Raw genomic sequence first — 16,653 nt, 5'->3', positions numbered from 1 at the left:
GGCCGAGGCCGGTGTTTTTCCCTCAAACAGGCGACCTTCTTGTGTATAGGTGTGTATCTTGTAGACATGCTTGATGAAGCGCATGGGTACACATTCATAGCGGACGCATATTCTGGGAACAGTGGTAAACAACCGGGCCTTATTGATGTCAAAATCGGGATCATCGGGATAAACGACATGTTCTTCTTCCTCCATCTCATAATGCATGTCACGTTTGGCCCCATTGTTCTTTCTTGCTTTACGCTTATCTGCTTTTTCCGCTTCTATCTTCTGCCGCTCTTCTTCGGATATGGCAGATTGGGGAGCCTGTTGCTGTTCGGATGTGTTGGATACAAGTTTGGCGAGTCCCTTAGTAAGGCGCTGTTGCTTGCTAAGAGATTCGCCTTTTTGAAGGAGTGCCTCTTTAAGGGAAGAAACCTCCTTTATCAAAGCATCTATTTGGTCCAAGAGTCTGTTGTTGTCATCTCGTAATCCCTTGATTTGTTCCTTCAATAACTCTATGATCTCATCCTTTTTCATGGCATAAAGATATAAAAAATCAACGAATTAGCCAAATAAACCGGATGATATCTTTAGTGCAAATGTCTAATAATCAGAATGTTGAATTAGATCCTAAAACGTTTTCTCAACCGTACAGACTTTAATGACACTCCATTTAAGATAAAAGACAAAACCTGATAAGAAATCTCGTAATTGCCTGTATTGGGGTTAAATGTCGGTAACTCAAAACTTCCACCTTCGAGGCGCTTGTAGTACAGAAGAAAGCCATCGCCATCCCAACGCAGTATTTTTACACTTTGTCGGTTTTTACCAAAGAATAAAAAGATATCTCCGGAAACGGGAGACAAGTCCTTCATTTCCGATCGTATAATTTTGAATAAACCGTCAATGCCAAGGTTCATACGAACAAAGCCCTGGTACAGATAGTATCGATTGGCTGATGTTAGAGAATACATGGATCTCCCTCCTTTCTTTCGTAATCGCGCAACATTTTAATAACACCACCGGGTGTGGCCCGTTTGACTGAAATGGTGGTTCCACTGTTAAAGGTGATTGTGATCCCGGCAAGACTAAACTCTTCTTCCGACAACATGGCGGGTGCTATTTGAGTGAATGAAGGAGAGGAAGTTGTCGGTTGGGAGGGTTCAACGCCGCCATAATAATCACGGACCACATCTGCCTTGGCTTGTTTAACGCTATAGCCCCGTCTGGACATCCAGGAACTCATACCACCAAAAGTGGTATGCTGATCGCGGCAAACATCGGCTAAAGAACAATTGTAGTCTACTTTCAATACTTCAAGGAAATGTTTCCAAGTTTTTCCAAATCGATTTTCTGCTAAATCCATAATGCTTCATTTTTATACATCGCAAAAATATAAGAATGAAAAAAGGGCGACAAGATAGAATCGCGGAGACGCTTACAGCTACTTTTTCCTATATGGGAAGATAATACAAATTAAGGGTGAATGGTAGTAAGTTCTATCCTGACTATAAACAAAGAAGGCGGCTCCTGTACCCGGAACCGCCTTCATCTCCTAAAAAAAGATCTCTAACCAAACATCTACCTATTTCAACTCAAATGGTACAATACCTTTAATATCTCTGGATGAACTACCGATGATCGCCTCAAACTTGCCCGGTTCGGCCACCCATTCGTGTTTGGCATCATCAAAGAAGCTCAATGCTTTCTTATCAATCGTCAGCGTTACTGCTTTCTCTTCGCCCGGAGCCAGTTTCACTTTTTGGAAACCTTTCAACTCTTTTACCGGACGAGGGAGCGAGGATTTCTTATCACTGATATAAAGCTGAACAACCTCCTGACCTTCACGAGTGCCTGTATTCTTCACATTGACTGTGAAAGAAATGGTATCATCTGCTGTCATTGTTTTCTTGTCGGCCGAGGGTTTTCCATAGGCGAAAGTAGTGTAGCTCAATCCGTGTCCGAACGGGAACAACGGTTTGATTTTCTCTTTATCCGCCCAGCGATAACCTACGAAAATATCTTCCCGATAGATTTCATTAATGGTGTCCCCTCTATGTTTAGACTGTGCCAGTTCTTCTTTATTACCCGGATATTCGCCCAGTTTATGAGCACCTACATCTTCCAGTTTTGCAGGGAAAGTGAAAGGAAGTTTTCCTGAAGGATTGGCGTCTCCCACCAATACGGAAGCAAGAGCTGTTCCGGCTTCCGAACCCAGGAACCAACCTTGAACAATAGCAGGCACTTCATTCACCCAAGGCATAGCCACTGCATTGCCGGAGATATTGACAACAATCAGGTTTTTATTCACCTTTGCCAGTTCGCTTATCACTCTATCCTGCGCGTATGGCAAACCCAAAGAGGCACGGTCCGAATCTTCACAGTCCTGATGATTACTCTTGTTCAAGCCACCGAAGAAGATAACATAGTCGGCATCTTTAGCCACTTGCAAAGCCTCAGCGAGCAGTTCATCTTCCGAACGGTTGTCCTTCAAATCCTGACCGGTTTTCACACCGTTATACTCTCCTGTCGGATCGCCTACATACCCACGGGCATATACCACTTCCGCTTTTGAGCCCACACGGCTTTTCAGTCCATCCAACGGAGAAATCTCATATTTCACTTTCAAAGAAGAACTACCACCGCCCACAGTCATCATCTTTATCGCATTTTCACCGATCACTGCGATTTTCTTCGTTTTATTCAAATCGATAGGCAATACGTTACCGTTGTTCTGCAACAATACAATGCCTTCTTCTCCAATCTGACGTCCGGCTTGTCCGTGCTCGGGAGAACCTAAAGAGCCGAACGGTTTGTGCGGATCCATTGAAGTACGGAATATCAGACGAAGGACATTGCTAACCTTTTCGTCCAGTTCCTTTGTTCCTACTTTACCCTCTTTTATCAGTTTCAGGTAAGGGAAAGCAAGGTAATAATTATCATACGCATTTCTCGTTCCGGCAGACAGTCCGTTCGTCCAGGAACCAAATTCCAAGTCCATACCATTGTGAATAGCCTGTTCGGTGTTGTGCACACCTCCCCAGTCGGACACTACAACGCCATCAAAACCCCATTCATCACGAAGAATATCTTTAAGCAGACGTTTGTTGTGACAAGCGTGCTGTCCCTGATAAAGATTATAAGAGCCCATAATCGACCATGTTCCACCTTCCTGAACAGCCGCTTTAAAAGCAGGCAGGTATATTTCATAAAGAGCACGATCACTCAATTGCACATTAGTGGTATGACGGTTGAACTCCTGATTGTTCAATGCATAATGCTTCACACAGGCAGCTACCCCGTTCTCTTGTACACCTTTGATGTAAGGAACCACCATAGTGGCGGATAGATACGGGTCTTCTCCCATATACTCGAAGTTACGTCCGTTCAAGGGAGTACGGTAGATATTCACACCGGGACCCAACAAGATGTCTTTCTTGCGATAACGCGCCTCTTCACCGATACTTTTCCCATAAAGATGCGACATTTCGGGGTTCCATGTAGCAGAAAGACACGTCAGTGCCGGATAGGCAATACAGGAGTCGTTTGTCCATCCTGCCTGATCCCATTCATCCCACAACACTTCCGGACGGATACCGTGAGGACCGTCGGTAGCCCATACTTCGGGGATTCCGAGGCGGGGAACGCCTGCCGAACTAAATTTAGACTGTGCATGAATCATCTTCACCTTTTCTTCAAGGGTCATCCGGTTCAATGCATCTTTCACTCGCTCTTCGATAGGCTTACCAGTATCCAGATACACGGGCTTCTGCGCAAAGGCAGACAACGCAGTCATCACAGACAAGCCAAGTAACATTGCTTTGAGTTTCATGTTTATTGATGATATAAGAAATGAGTTAATACTTTATTTATATAGACTCCCAAACAGGGGATATTTCCTAGTTGCGGACGGGTTTATTAATGTTTTTTACATTATTCCGACCAAAGATGAATCCTGAAAGGGTACAATTCATCATACCCTTTCAGGATAGGTTCAATAAAAATCCGGCATCAATCTTCAGATCAATTTATTTTCTCAACCTTCAGATCAGCATTTGCATTGCCATTCGTTACATCAATGGTAAATCGATAGACAGCTCCTTCTTCAAATGCTTTATTATCCTGCATTTCCAAGTTTCCGGAATCTGTAAGTTTAAGCTGTTCCACTAAAGTATTGCTTGCATAATTTTTGAATTCATCTCCCCAATCATTCTGATAGAAGAACTTAAAGCTAATCGCCTCCCAGTCACCACTAGTCTTCAACGTTTCCCCAGCTTTCAAGGTTAGCTGATACTTTTTAGGAGCAACTTGCGCCAGACAGAGCGCTTTACCTGGCTCCCAACCTACTTCGGAAGACGCAACAGAAGGCTTACCGATTCCTTTCCCGATAGCCCAGATTGCACCCGTTCCGTCATCTTGCAATTTGGCCGGTTTACCATCTTTCAAAGCCATTACAGAAAAATACTTCAAAACAGCATTAGCTGTCACCCGATAATCTCCGTTAATCGGCAGGAACTTCAATGCACCATCACTTTGTTTCTCAAAGAAGTCAGGATCGATCCACCATTCATTCAAATTATCAATGCCTGTAACAGTTATCATTTGTCCTTGTGTAAACGCCTGATCCGACTTATATATATCAGTATCTGTCACCTCCATCTTATCATTACCAAAGAAAATATCCGGTGCAGGTAAATCTACCTTCCCTACTTTCTCCACTGTCAACACAGCCTTGGTATTGCCTTTCGTCACATCAACTGTAAACCTGTAAATACCTCCTCTTTCGAACTTCTGACCTTCTTCCAGTCCCAAGTTTCCGTCCGATGAGATTTTAACCAATTCACTCGTTGTAGAAATAGCATCACCCTTAAACTCGCCGTTGTCCCATTTATTGATATGGAAGAACTTAAAGTTAATATCATCCACTTTCATGGTAACGCCAGCTATAAATGTCAGTTGATACTTCTTCGCAGTAAGCTGTGGCATACACAGACCGTTTTCCGGAGTCCACCCTACTTCAGAAAGTGCCACCGACGGTTTACCGATTCCTGTTCCAATAGCCCAGATAGCACCTGTTCCATCATCCTGCAACTTGGCAGCCTCACCATTCTTCAAAGCAATGACAGAGAAATACTTCATTTTACCATTGGCTGTTATTTGGTAACTTCCGTCAATCGGCAGGAATTTCAATGTTCCATCTTCCTGCTTTTCAAAATAATCCTGGTCTATCCACCAATTATCATAATCAGGCACCCCTTCAAACGCTAGAATGTCATTCTTCTTCAAAGTCAACTTGATTGCATAGATATCATTCTCTACCAATTCCATATCTTCACCGTTCACCTTTAACTTGGCAAATGGTTCTGCCTCGTAAGTCAACGTATTAAACTTGATAGCATAATTTCCCGGTTCCGTATTAGAAAATGAGATAGCATTAGTAGAACCGGCTTCAATCGTTCCATTCTCCCAGCCGAAGGTCAATTCGTTCCCATTCTCTCCCACTTTCGGAGTCTTGATATACGCTTTCATCTTTTGCGAGAAGTCTCCTGTCACACTATACTTGTACATGGCTTGCCGTTCCATCCGGTACTCTTTTCCTTCCTCATCCACTAATGTCAGATAGGGGAAGTCCGGTCGTGCCAGAGCGAGTTCTTTCGTCATTTCTGTGGTAGTAAAATGAATGTTCTGAAGAATATATTTCAAAGTTGCCTTTCCATTAGGAATATTAGCATAATAAGGAACAAAGATTTTACCAGTATAGTCATTTCCGCTTGTCTTTGTACGGATGACCGTTTCAGACACTTGTTCTTCTCCATAAAAAAGCTGTGCTTTCAACGTAGAAAGAGGCACATCCACATCCGAGGCTTTAATCGTAAACGGAAGACTGTCACCAAAAAGAGCATCTGCATTCTCTGCTTTGATTTCCATACTCGGATTACCGGGCAAGAATTCGTCATCATTACAGGAATTCATGGATAACATTCCTGCCAAAGCCAATATAATATAACTGTTTTTTTTCATTGTCTTGATCGTTTTAAAGTTCTTATTCCGACTTTGCCCAACGATAGGAAGTCACAGATTTGCCCGGAACATCATAAGCAAAATGACGCTTACCATCACTTAAGGTTATCTTTTTAGTCTTTTCATTATTATTCATCAGTACAAAAGCGTATGTTCCATCCGGATTCTCGAAAGCAGAATACATGATATTGCTATCAGCATAGCCGGATGCACCGATACGTACCGCTCCCGGTTTCACCACACTTGAGAGATGGGCGATGATATAATAATGTGAGTTGCGGATAATTGTCTTATAGTCGCTATTACTGATATCCACCGCTCCGTAGCAAGTCTGGCAACCGCCTTCACGGTTAGGAGCACGGTCATTATCAAGCATCAGGTTCCACACTATAACTCCCCTACACCAGTTGTTGATCGTACCCAATGCTACTTCTTTCATATCTTCCAGCAATCGTTTCGACAAATCACGTCCGCTATTCCATGTTCCGATAGAAGTCTCCGTGAAAAGAAGTTCCTTTTCAGGATAGGCTTTGTATGTATATTTAAAAGCTCTTCGCGATTCCCGCCATAGTTGTGATAAGCAGCTCCGGCCAGGTATTGGGAAGCAGCTGCGTCCTCATACATCTTACCGGGGTAGTTCTTTTCCGTTGCAATATCACTATAATCATAGTTATGATCGTATGCATAAATTTTCGTAGCCAGTCCGGCTGTTTTGAATTTAGGTCCGAGTGCTGTTTTCACAAAGTCCCTCTGTTCTTCCCAACTCATATAAAGTGAAGCGGAATTACCACGGTTCAACGGTTCGTTCTGGGGAGTTACAGCATAAATATCAATGCCTTCGGCGTTGAAGGCTTGTACCCATTTCACAAAATAAGTGGCATAGTCCTGATAATAGGCTGGATTCAGCTGACCGTTTGTCCATGAATCCAGCGGAGTAAGATCTGTGAGACTCTTTACTTTCATCCATTTTGGACAAGTCCAAGGGGCGGCAATGACTTTAATAGAAGGATTGATGCTCAAAATCTCTTTCAGAATCGGAAGGATATAGTCTTTCTCTTCACTTTGCAAAGCAAAATGCTCAATACCTTTCGTATCACAGCAGGTATATTCGCTCAATGAAAAGTCCGAGCAGCCGATAGAGATACGGATATAGCTAAATCCGAAGCCTTTGTCGTCAGAGAATGTTTCCGTAAGGAAGGCGTGACGATCTTCCGGTTTCATTTGCAGAAGATTAAAACAAGTGGCGCCTGTGATAGCAGCTCCGAAGCCATCCATTGTCTGATATTGTTCAGTCGGATTCAATGTGATTGAAGTAGGTGCCAAATTATCTTTCGAGCTGAAATTAACGGCATCACGGGTCAAATCGCGAGTCAGGCTGCTAGTGGTCGCATAAATAGTCACATCTCCGGTCGGAACAGGTGTAACCGGTTTCTCCGCATCGTCACTGTTGCTGCATGCAGCTAATATGGTGAAGCATCCTAAAAAGGTCAATGCTATATTTCTCATGTCTATCATAATCTTAAGTTTTCTATGTTTTTAGTTGAATTAATAACCCGGATTCTGGTGAATCTTATCATTCGCGTCGATTACCGACTGCGGAATTGGCAAACGATAAGAGTTCTTATCAAAAGTGTAAATCTGCGCTTTGCGACCTGAATCCTTGGAATACACTGCATTCATCACCTCTTCTACCTTGTCCAGACGGACCAGATCAAACCATCGTTGTCCCTCAAAAGCCAGTTCTAACCGACGTTCTTTAAGTAAGGCATTCAGCAGGACGTTTTTGTTTGAACGGACAGAGGTGGGAAGTGCTCCCAATTTGGCACGGTCGCGCACTTCATCTATTATATCGGCGGCTCCTTCCAAATCCGGCGTATCCTGCATAATCAGTGCTTCTGCTTTCAGCAACAGGACATCGGCATAACGGTACTTGATAATACTGCTGTTGGCAGAGCGGCATTTATACATGAACGGATAATTATCAGACGGATAATAGTTGCTCCAATTACAATCGTAATAGACTATTGATTCTTTGAAACGGACTTCATCCCCTTCCTGTTTGAAAGCACTAATCAGGTCACGGGACGGAGTCACCCATTTCGCCCACGTGAAATTGTTATTCCAGTTCACGAGATCACGCCCGAACATCCATGTACACCAGTTACCTGCTCCGGATGTAAATTGTGCTTCAAGAATCGATTCTTTTGTATTACGCATCTTTGCATCTGTTCCCGCAGCATTCATTCCAAACAAATCACTGAAATCATCTACCAGATCAAAACCGTCTGCTTTCACCTCATCACAATATTGGATAACTTTCGTATAATCACGCAAAGGTTTCTCGGCATATATTTTAGCCAATAAGGTACGAGCTACAGATTTGGAAAACAACGTCTTATTCCCCGGCGTATTGTCCGGAGCATACAATACTGCATCCAATAAATCCTTTTCAATCTGCTGATAAGCTTCAAGTTCCGTATTTTGTTTGGGGAAATATTGTGGATATACCTCATCAATGTTTTCAGAAGTAATATCATCAGCCACCGTTGTAATCACAGGGAAATCACCCCAAAGACGTACCATGTCAAACATTACCATGGCACGGAATATCTTCGCTTCTGCTTTGTATTGCGCCCGTTCGGCAGTAGTCAACGAATTATCTGTCACCAGGTCAATGTTACAAATGAGTTTATTGGCACGGGCCACATCCTCCAAATAACGGTTCCAGTCACGTTCCAACACAGAATTGGAACCTTCAATCGAGTTATTCTCAAACGGGACAACTTCCGCTCCGGTAGTACCGGCATAAGCATTATCCGAATGGGAATCTGAAATCAAAAGTAAATCCACATACCAATGTTCCTGACGGTCGCGCATTTGATTATAAAGCGTTGTCAGATGACTTTCAACTGCAGCTTTATCCTTGAATACGATTTTTGTACCATCACTTGTCACTCCTTCCGTCACATCCGAATAGGTGTCTAATGGCTCATAATTCAGCGAGCAGGAAGAAAGTCCCAATAGCAAGCCGGAGGTTAATCCGTAAAATATAGTTCTTAGTTTCATAATCTTTCCTTTCATTAGAATTCAACATTAATACCAAACACGTATGATCTGCAATGAGGGTAAGTACCCCAATCGATACCTTGTACCGTACCGCTGTTACCCCATTGGTTTACTTCCGGGTCCATTCCCGAATAGCTGGTCCATGTCAGCAGGTTAGTAGCCGTGAAGTAAGGTTGCAAACGGGTAATTCCCCATTTCTTCAATAGTTTACCTTTAACGTTGTAGGACAAGGAAACATCCTTCAATCTTAGATAACTGCCATCTTCTACAAAATAGGTAGAATTGAGCAATTTGAAATTAGCCTTAGGCACGTCTGTTATCTGTCCGGGTATTTTCCAACGATTCAGTACACGGGCCGACTGATTCTTACCATCATACATGCCTTCCGTTTCAATACGTGAAGCATTATAAATATCGTTTCCATAAGAACCTTGGATAAAGATACTCAAATTAAAGCCTTTCCATGAAAAGGTATTAGTCATACCATAGGTGAAATCCGGATTCGGATCACCGATATAGGTACGGTCGGAAGATGATATTTTACCGTCATTGTTCAAATCACGATACATCAATTCACCGGTTTCAGGATCTACCCCATCACTTATATAACCGTAGAAACCTCCCAAAGCACGGCCCGGCTCATTACGTACCACATAGTCATTCACCACATCCGCAGTTTTAGCATCGTAATAAACTTTCTGTAATTCCAGTTTTGTCAATTTATTCCGGTTAAAAGAGATATTGAAGTCTGTATCCCATGTAAATGCTCCTCCACGAAGATTTTTCGAACTAATAGAAAGCTCAAAACCCTTATTTACCATTTCACCCTCGTTACGGGCAATAGACGTAGCGGCTGCGGCACCGGCAGGTAATGATACATTCATCAACATGTTTTTGGTCTTCTTATAATAATAGTCGGCATTAAACGTCAACCGTCCATTCAATATGGTCAGATCCAGACCTATATTGGTCTGTGTCGTGGTTTCCCATGTTAAATCAGATGTACGCAAGTTGGCCTGGCTAATGGTAGGAACAGCATTTGCATAATCAGTAGAATCACCTTCGCCGCCTTTCTTAAACCATTCGATACGACCGATATTGTAACGCTGCAAATATGCATAGTCACCAATACCCGACTGGTTACCGGTTTGTCCCCAGCCACCGCGCAATTTTAAATCGTCAATCCATGTAAGGTTCTCCATGAACTTCTCTGAAGAAATACGCCAGGCTGCAGAGAATGAAGGAAATACGCCCCAACGATGATCGGGATGCAATTTAGAAGAACCATCGGCACGAAGATTAGCCGTTACCAGGTATTTACTGTCGAAGTTATAAGCTACACGTCCGAAGAATGACATAATTCCCCATTGAGATGCACCCGTACCTGTATTATCCCAAGATATTTTATTGGCAGCATTCAATGTTTGAATCTGATCGCTACGATAGTGTGAACCGTTGATCCAGCTATTTGAATAGTCTGAATCCGTCCATGACGAACCGGCCATTACTTCCAAGCCATGTTTCTTGAAGTTTTTATTATAAGTCAATACATTATCAAATGTCAGCACCGTGTTCATATTCCGATTGTCCGAAGCCTCACCGTACTGATTGCGGCCCCAAGCAGTAGAAATCGGATCAAGAAAAGTGGTATTAACGGCGTTGCGACGGTCAAGAGTAAGAGTAGACTTAAACTTCAGTTCCGGAAATGGAGTCAGCAATATATTACCCGATGCCAACAAGCGGTTTTCTTTGTCTTTGTTATTTTTCGCGCGGGCCATATTTTCTAATGGATTGGTGATATTACCCACTCCATAGAAGTTATTGTAATACTGATTAGGGTTCAAAGCATCCCACACCGGCGCATAAGTCGGTGTATTGATAACAGCCAGAATAACACCACCCCGATTCGAGCCTGTTCCCATTGCTCCGCCTCCATTGCTTGTATAATCTGAATAAGAGATATTAGCACTTACTGTCAGCCATTTACGAACCTGATTTTCCAGATTTACCCGGAAATTGTAACGCTTGTAATAAGAGATGTCCAACACTCCCTGTTCTTTGAGGTAACCCGCAGAAAGGTAATATTTCATTTTCTCATTACCATTGGATACAGCTACCTGATAATTTTGAGTCTTTCCGGTCGTATACGTTTCATCAAACCAGTCGGTGCGGTCGGGTAATCCGTCCGGCAAAGACACTAGTCCGATTTCATCCTGCAATTCTTTATATTGTGCTGCATTCAGGGATTCTACTTTATCGGCCACTTTGTTCAAACCGAACTGGGCTGTCAAAGAAACTTTGGCATTACCGGCTGCACCGGCCTTCGTAGTAATTAGAATGACTCCGTTAGCAGCACGCGAACCGTAGATAGATGCTGATGAAGCATCTTTCAATATCTGCATACTCTCAATATCATTCGGAGAAAGGAACTTGATATTGTCTACAGGCACTCCATCTACTACATACAACGGGTCATTACTACCATTCATTGAAGTAGTACCACGAACACGGATAGACATTTCACCGCCCGGCGTTCCGTTAGGCTGAATCACCGAGACACCGGCTGCCTTACCTTGAATGGCCTGCCCTGCCGAAACAATAGGCCGCATATCCAAATCCCTGGTAGATACGGAAGAGATAGCGGTAGTCACATCTTTCCGTTTCACCGAACCATAACCGATGACCACCACTTCATCAAGCACTTCATTATCTTCCTGAAGTGTGATCTTCATCTGTTGGGCTGCCTTTACCTCCTGCGACTTATAACCCACATAAGAGAATATCAAAATGGCGTTTTGCTTAACGTTTAATGTGAAGTTGCCATCTAAATCGGTAATTGCTCCGTTAGACGTACCTTTCTCTTGTACACTAACACCGATTAGCGGTTCTTTTTGAGCATCCAGGACCTGACCGGATGCAGTAATTTGCTGTGCGGATGCACTCAAAGATAAAAACATTGCCAAGATAGCAAAGAAAATCTTGCGACTCCCCGAAAGGATTTTTCGCCTGTTTTTTTTCATGCGTACTAAGTTTTAAAGTTAATAATAAGACGCTCGTCAGCAATGGGCTATTCTCATTACTTTCGAAGCACAGGTCAAAAGTATAAAGAAATTAAAGTGAGCTAACAAGGAGGGGGCAATAAGTGGATTACACAAAACGATAATCCACTTATTTTCATCTATTTACATTCAGAACGTATACCTAAAAAAGTGGTTGATTTACAGTCCGAATTAGCGAATTTTTCGCACTAAATCGTCAAAATCCTCTCTCGATCCACGGGCTTTATTCCTTACTTTCGCCCGATAATTATAAATTGTATTCACCGAATAACGAAGAAACTCCGCAATTTGTGAACTGTCTTCAATACCCAGACGTATCAAAGCAAAGATGCGCAGTTCAGTATTCAATAACTCGCCTTTCTTCGGTAAAATCTGTTCATTTTCCTGTAATAAGTCATTGAATTCTCCCACAAAGTTAGGGAAGAGATGCAAAAAGGCTGTATCAAAGTTAGCATACAATTCTTCCAGTTCTTCGTCAAGAGCATCTTGGGAACGCGTTATCTTTAATAACTCCGCAATTTGTCCGGCAGACACTTTCTTATTCACCATCCGCCGGTAAGCGTCTAAACGGTTGATATAAGTAGAACACAACTTGATGAAACGGGCAATATACTCTTCCTTGATCTGATTGGACTCCGAGAGTTCGATATTGGTAGAAGACAAGCAACTATTCATTTGCCTCAACTCCTCATTCAATCCGTTTAACTGCTTATTAGCTACCTGAAGATGATTTCTTGCATCTGCCAGCTTTTTCATCTGACGGTAGATATATCCCAAAGCTACAATCAACAACACCAATAGTGCAGTGATAAGCAGCAGGTTCTGTTGAAGACGGTCGTTCTGCTTTTCAATCATTGCCTGATAGGTTTTATCAATCAATGAAAGCACGTCAGCACTCTGCCAACTACGCAGACGGGCATTGTAGAACTTGGTCGCATTCCACGAAAAGCGCATATATTGGTACGCACGTTCCATATCACCATCTTCGTAAAGTAGCTGGGCAAGCATCCACAACGAAGCATGGTCCTTAATGGCAGAACGAATATCCGATATAGCAGAAAGACAAAGATTCCGTTTCTCTCCCAGACTATCATTACTGTACTTGTAAATCAAAGAACGATGATAAGTAGCCATCGCATATTGGGGAGTATATGGTTCTATTTTCGTCAACCGGAGATCATTCACTTTCAGGGCATCCTCATACTGGCGTTGATCGCGAAATGATGCTTCACGCATCAGCAGGTATTCTTCCGATTCCGGAGGCAATATAGCATATAATGAATCTCTATATGCCTGTGAAATACTCCAATAACGTCCCGAAAAGGTTTTATCCTGTGTATAAACGCCCAACTCGCCATACACATGGTCAAAGCAGGTGTAATAATCGGCTATTAAACGAGGAATGATTTTCCGACGATCTACCGATTCCAGCACATCAAGAGACTCTTTATACATTCCAGTTGATGATAATAATAGCGAAAGCTGCAACTGACTTTCTATCTTCCGGTCCGTATCACGCAAGCGCTCTGCAATCCGGATATTTTCATTCAAATAGTGGATTGCAGAGTCGCAGATAAAGGCTTTATATTCTTTGTATATCTGACTGTTCAGATTGTACTGTTCCGCGGAATTAGGTTCTATTCCGTGTGTCAGTTCTTTAAGGTGCTTGATACGTGATTCTCGTTGAACCACATAAATTTCATGTTCCTGAATCGTCAAATCAAGCACATTCAACAGTGAGTCCAAGGTCTTATCGGCCCGGGTATATAGTGGAAAAGAGAGAAGTAAAAGAAATATCAGGTACTTTTTTTTCATCGGAGTATTAAACTTTAATAGAAGATTACAAGACTAATAAAGACAAATGTAGAGAAAATCTTCGTAATCTGATTACAAATGGCTCATAAATTAAAGGAACAAACCCCGGATACATACCTGATGAAAATAAATACCATATTACCAACCCAAGCTCTTACCAATAAAAGTATTATCTTTGTTGCATGAAAAAGTTAGTCATTGTAGGATGTGGACGACTTGCAGAAATCGTTGCGGATGCAGTTGTCAAAGGCTTATTACCAGATTATGACTTGGTAGGTGTCTATTCGCGTACTGCTTCAAAAGCAGCGCACATCGTTCATAAAATGCAGCAACACGGCAAGCCTTGCATTGCTTGCGCCACATTGGAAGAGTTATTAGCATTAAAACCAGATTATCTGGTGGAATCGGCCTCTCCTGCCGCTATGCGGGAATTGGCTTTGCCAGCATTGAGAAACGGAACCTCTGTCATTACCTTGTCTATCGGTGCTTTGGCAGACGAGACATTCTATCGGGAAGTGGCAGAAACCGCCAAGGCAAATGGCACACGAATCTATATCGCATCCGGAGCTACCGGTGGATTCGATGTTTTAAGAACTGCCTCTCTGATGGGAAATACGACGGCCCGCTTCTTCAATGAAAAAGGTCCTAACGCACTCAAAGGAACTCCCGTTTATGATGATTCTTTGCAAACGGAGCAACGTACTGTTTTCTCCGGAAGTGCTGCGGAAGCTATTCGCCTCTTTCCAACCAAAGTGAATGTTACAGTTGCCGCCTCACGAGCTTCTGTCGGTCCGGAGAACATGCAGGTATCCATACAATCTACCCCCGGATTTGTGGGAGATACGCAAAGGGTAGAAATCAAAAATGACCAGGTGCATGCCGTAGTAGACATTTATAGTGCTACATCGGATATTGCAGGGTGGTCAGTAGTGAGCACCCTGATTAATATCACATCACCCATTGTATTCTGACAGATTGGCCAATACTTTTGCGCTCAGGCGGTCAAACGCCTGACGCGTGCGGCCAGTAGACACCTGCATACAACGTACATGCGGATGATTGAGCAGTTGCTCACTCCCCAACGCGCCTATCGTGTCACAAAAACAAAGGTTGTCACCTTCCAGCCATTCAGCGAAAGCTGCCTCATCCCATGCCGGCGACAAACCGGTATTGAATAAGATTTTCCGATTACCCATCTGCCTGAATTCCTCTTCATTCAACAGAACCGTATTTTTATTAAGGCAACAGCAAATGACTTCACTCTCTGCAAGGAGTTTCTCCAACGGCAAAAAGCAATATCCTTTGGCAGTAGCCGCTTCTTTCTCACTGCGGGCATAATATGAAATATCAGCACCAAAGAACTTCAAAGCATCCGCTATCATGCCGCCCGACTTACCTAGTCCGACTATTCCGACTTTCAATCCGGTAATCTCACGAGGCAACTCCTCCCACGATTCCTGCCCGAAGCCATGCAAACAGCGCACCAACTCACTGACTACATATTCTACCACTCCCTCATCACCATAATCCCGGATACCCGTTACCGTAATCCCCCGTTCATTGGCATAGCGAATATCGACATTCGCACTTTCGGGAGAATAGAGCGAGCAACACATTCCAATGTATTTCACATTCGGACAACATTCAAGTACATACCGGTTGATGCGGGAGGTATAACTCAAAAGCACCGCATCGGCATCTCCGATACGGGCAATGATTTCATCATCACTCGCGGGTATATCAGGATACATCACCACCTGACCGGCAAATGAATACAACGTTTTTTCGGCCGACGGAACCAGGCTGACCGGTTCTATAGCTACAAGTTTCTGAAACATCGTTTTTTTATTTTAGAAGTATTATAAAAACAAACATACACGGTTACCGGATTAGCAACCCAACATGGGCGCTAAGATACAAATTTCTAGCCATAATATCATTTAATGATGGACGATAACAGTATGTTTTAGACATACGAACGCAAGTTAAACATATCCAATCAGAGTTCACTACTCGCCATCCGGTTCCTTTCGTGGCGATGCTATAAAATGCATCTGATTACCCCGTCCCTCCCGCTTGATAATGCCTTCGGCCGCAAAAGATTTAAGATCGTCCAATGCAGTATTCTTCAAACGCCCGGTAAGTTCTGTATAAGTGGTTCTTGTGATGAAGCCATGCTCCCCGATATATTGCAGGACGAGTTTCTTCAGGTTCTCCCTGTCCCACTTACATGAAGTATTGAAATCGACACACTTTCTGCGCTCCAAATCTCCGCGAATACCTACACGCATACTCTTGGAAGCACGGAAATTCACCCCGTTGAAAGCTACGGATTCAGAACGAATATCATTCTTATTTGCTACCAATCGGGAAGCTTTCACTTTGGCTGAAAAGAAACCGAACTCTCCCAATTCGACGCGGTATCCTTCACCCAGATATTGCAATACATCCTCTTTCAGTTCTATAAGGATACCTTCTATCACTCCTTCCTTAAATCCGGTTCTCTTAGCAACGCCACGGATCAATCGTTCTGCCGGAATCGTTCCACTGTAGACAATGTCGGCATACATTGTTTCCGTTTCTCCTTCCTTAGTAGTCAAGGCAGGCTTCTTCTTTAAATTGTAAAAGGCCATAATCTTATTATTATATTTAAGACTTTTCAGTGCAGAGAATAAAGATTTTCAGTGCAGAGATTATCATAGTTTATGCA

Annotated in this window: 10 protein-coding genes and 2 pseudogenes; 1 reads left to right on the top strand and 11 read right to left on the bottom strand. The window is 43.0% G+C overall.

Annotated elements, in window-relative coordinates; genetic code table 11:
- From BXY_RS23575 to BXY_RS12310, 9 genes and pseudogenes are all read right to left on the bottom strand, one after another.
- Positions 1-519, bottom strand: a pseudogene (locus BXY_RS23575) (IS66 family transposase); the annotation flags it as partial.
- Positions 520-605: 86 nt separating this feature from the next.
- Complete coding sequence (gene tnpB / locus BXY_RS12345; protein ID WP_004296723.1) at positions 606-956, bottom strand: IS66 family insertion sequence element accessory protein TnpB; 351 nt, start codon at positions 954-956, stop codon at positions 606-608.
- Positions 944-1,348 carry a hypothetical protein gene (locus BXY_RS12340; RefSeq protein ID WP_004307670.1) on the bottom strand — a complete coding sequence of 135 codons (405 nt, stop codon included), beginning with the start codon at positions 1,346-1,348 and terminating at the stop codon, positions 944-946. The genes tnpB and BXY_RS12340 overlap by 13 nt, the downstream gene beginning before the upstream one ends.
- 219 nt (positions 1,349-1,567) lie before the next feature.
- The gene (locus BXY_RS12335; RefSeq protein ID WP_015532069.1) at positions 1,568-3,814 is read right to left on the bottom strand and encodes a glycoside hydrolase family 3 C-terminal domain-containing protein; all 2,247 of its coding nucleotides are present in this window, start codon (positions 3,812-3,814) and stop codon (positions 1,568-1,570) included.
- 191 nt (positions 3,815-4,005) lie between these two features.
- On the bottom strand, positions 4,006-6,003 hold the full coding sequence (locus BXY_RS12330) for a DUF5125 domain-containing protein (RefSeq protein ID WP_015532068.1): 1,998 nt from the start codon (positions 6,001-6,003) through the stop codon (positions 4,006-4,008).
- A 22-nt stretch (positions 6,004-6,025) separates the two neighbouring features.
- A pseudogene (locus tag BXY_RS12325) lies at positions 6,026-7,518 on the bottom strand (glycoside hydrolase family 30 protein).
- Positions 7,519-7,548: 30 nt separating this feature from the next.
- Positions 7,549-9,084 (bottom strand): RagB/SusD family nutrient uptake outer membrane protein, encoded by a 1,536-nt coding sequence (locus tag BXY_RS12320; protein WP_004313827.1) that lies wholly within the window; start codon positions 9,082-9,084, stop codon positions 7,549-7,551.
- Positions 9,084-12,089 (bottom strand): SusC/RagA family TonB-linked outer membrane protein, encoded by a 3,006-nt coding sequence (locus tag BXY_RS12315; protein ID WP_004313826.1) that lies wholly within the window; start codon positions 12,087-12,089, stop codon positions 9,084-9,086. The genes BXY_RS12320 and BXY_RS12315 overlap by 1 nt, the downstream gene beginning before the upstream one ends.
- Before the next feature lie 210 nt (positions 12,090-12,299).
- Positions 12,300-13,943, bottom strand: coding sequence for a DUF6377 domain-containing protein (locus tag BXY_RS12310; RefSeq protein WP_015532065.1), 1,644 nt, complete (start codon positions 13,941-13,943; stop codon positions 12,300-12,302).
- Between the two features lie 182 nt (positions 13,944-14,125).
- Between BXY_RS12310 and BXY_RS12305 the strand changes: the two genes are divergently transcribed.
- The gene (locus BXY_RS12305; protein WP_015532064.1) at positions 14,126-14,914 is read left to right on the top strand and encodes an aspartate dehydrogenase domain-containing protein; all 789 of its coding nucleotides are present in this window, start codon (positions 14,126-14,128) and stop codon (positions 14,912-14,914) included.
- Here BXY_RS12305 and BXY_RS12300 read toward each other — a convergent pair.
- Both BXY_RS12300 and BXY_RS12295 read right to left on the bottom strand, forming a co-directional pair.
- A complete protein-coding gene (locus BXY_RS12300) occupies positions 14,897-15,781 on the bottom strand; it encodes an NAD(P)-dependent oxidoreductase (RefSeq protein ID WP_015532063.1) in 885 nt (294 codons plus the stop codon). The two genes, BXY_RS12305 and BXY_RS12300, sit on opposite strands and share 18 nt — an antisense overlap.
- A 171-nt stretch (positions 15,782-15,952) precedes the next feature.
- Positions 15,953-16,576, bottom strand: coding sequence for an HU family DNA-binding protein (locus BXY_RS12295; RefSeq protein ID WP_015532062.1), 624 nt, complete (start codon positions 16,574-16,576; stop codon positions 15,953-15,955).
- Positions 16,577-16,653 lie beyond the last annotated feature (77 nt).

Origin of the sequence: Bacteroides xylanisolvens XB1A (assembly GCF_000210075.1) — a bacterium.
GTDB lineage: Bacteria > Bacteroidota > Bacteroidia > Bacteroidales > Bacteroidaceae > Bacteroides > Bacteroides xylanisolvens.
This window is presented reverse-complemented; position numbering and strand designations above follow the sequence as displayed.

Excerpts from the sequence above, each read along its gene's own strand:
- BXY_RS12310 (WP_015532065.1), bottom strand. The coding sequence starts at position 13,943 with ATGAAAAAAAAGTACCTGATATTTCTTTTACTTCTCTCTTTTCCACTA.
- BXY_RS12330 (WP_015532068.1), bottom strand. The coding sequence starts at position 6,003 with ATGAAAAAAAACAGTTATATTATATTGGCTTTGGCAGGAATGTTATCC.
- BXY_RS12320 (WP_004313827.1), bottom strand. The coding sequence starts at position 9,084 with ATGAAAGGAAAGATTATGAAACTAAGAACTATATTTTACGGATTAACC.
- BXY_RS12295 (WP_015532062.1), bottom strand. The coding sequence starts at position 16,576 with ATGGCCTTTTACAATTTAAAGAAGAAGCCTGCCTTGACTACTAAGGAA.
- BXY_RS12300 (WP_015532063.1), bottom strand. The coding sequence starts at position 15,781 with ATGTTTCAGAAACTTGTAGCTATAGAACCGGTCAGCCTGGTTCCGTCG.
- tnpB (WP_004296723.1), bottom strand. The coding sequence starts at position 956 with ATGTATTCTCTAACATCAGCCAATCGATACTATCTGTACCAGGGCTTT.
- BXY_RS12305 (WP_015532064.1), top strand. The coding sequence starts at position 14,126 with ATGAAAAAGTTAGTCATTGTAGGATGTGGACGACTTGCAGAAATCGTT.
- BXY_RS12340 (WP_004307670.1), bottom strand. The coding sequence starts at position 1,348 with ATGGATTTAGCAGAAAATCGATTTGGAAAAACTTGGAAACATTTCCTT.
- BXY_RS12315 (WP_004313826.1), bottom strand. The coding sequence starts at position 12,089 with ATGAAAAAAAACAGGCGAAAAATCCTTTCGGGGAGTCGCAAGATTTTC.
- BXY_RS12335 (WP_015532069.1), bottom strand. The coding sequence starts at position 3,814 with ATGAAACTCAAAGCAATGTTACTTGGCTTGTCTGTGATGACTGCGTTG.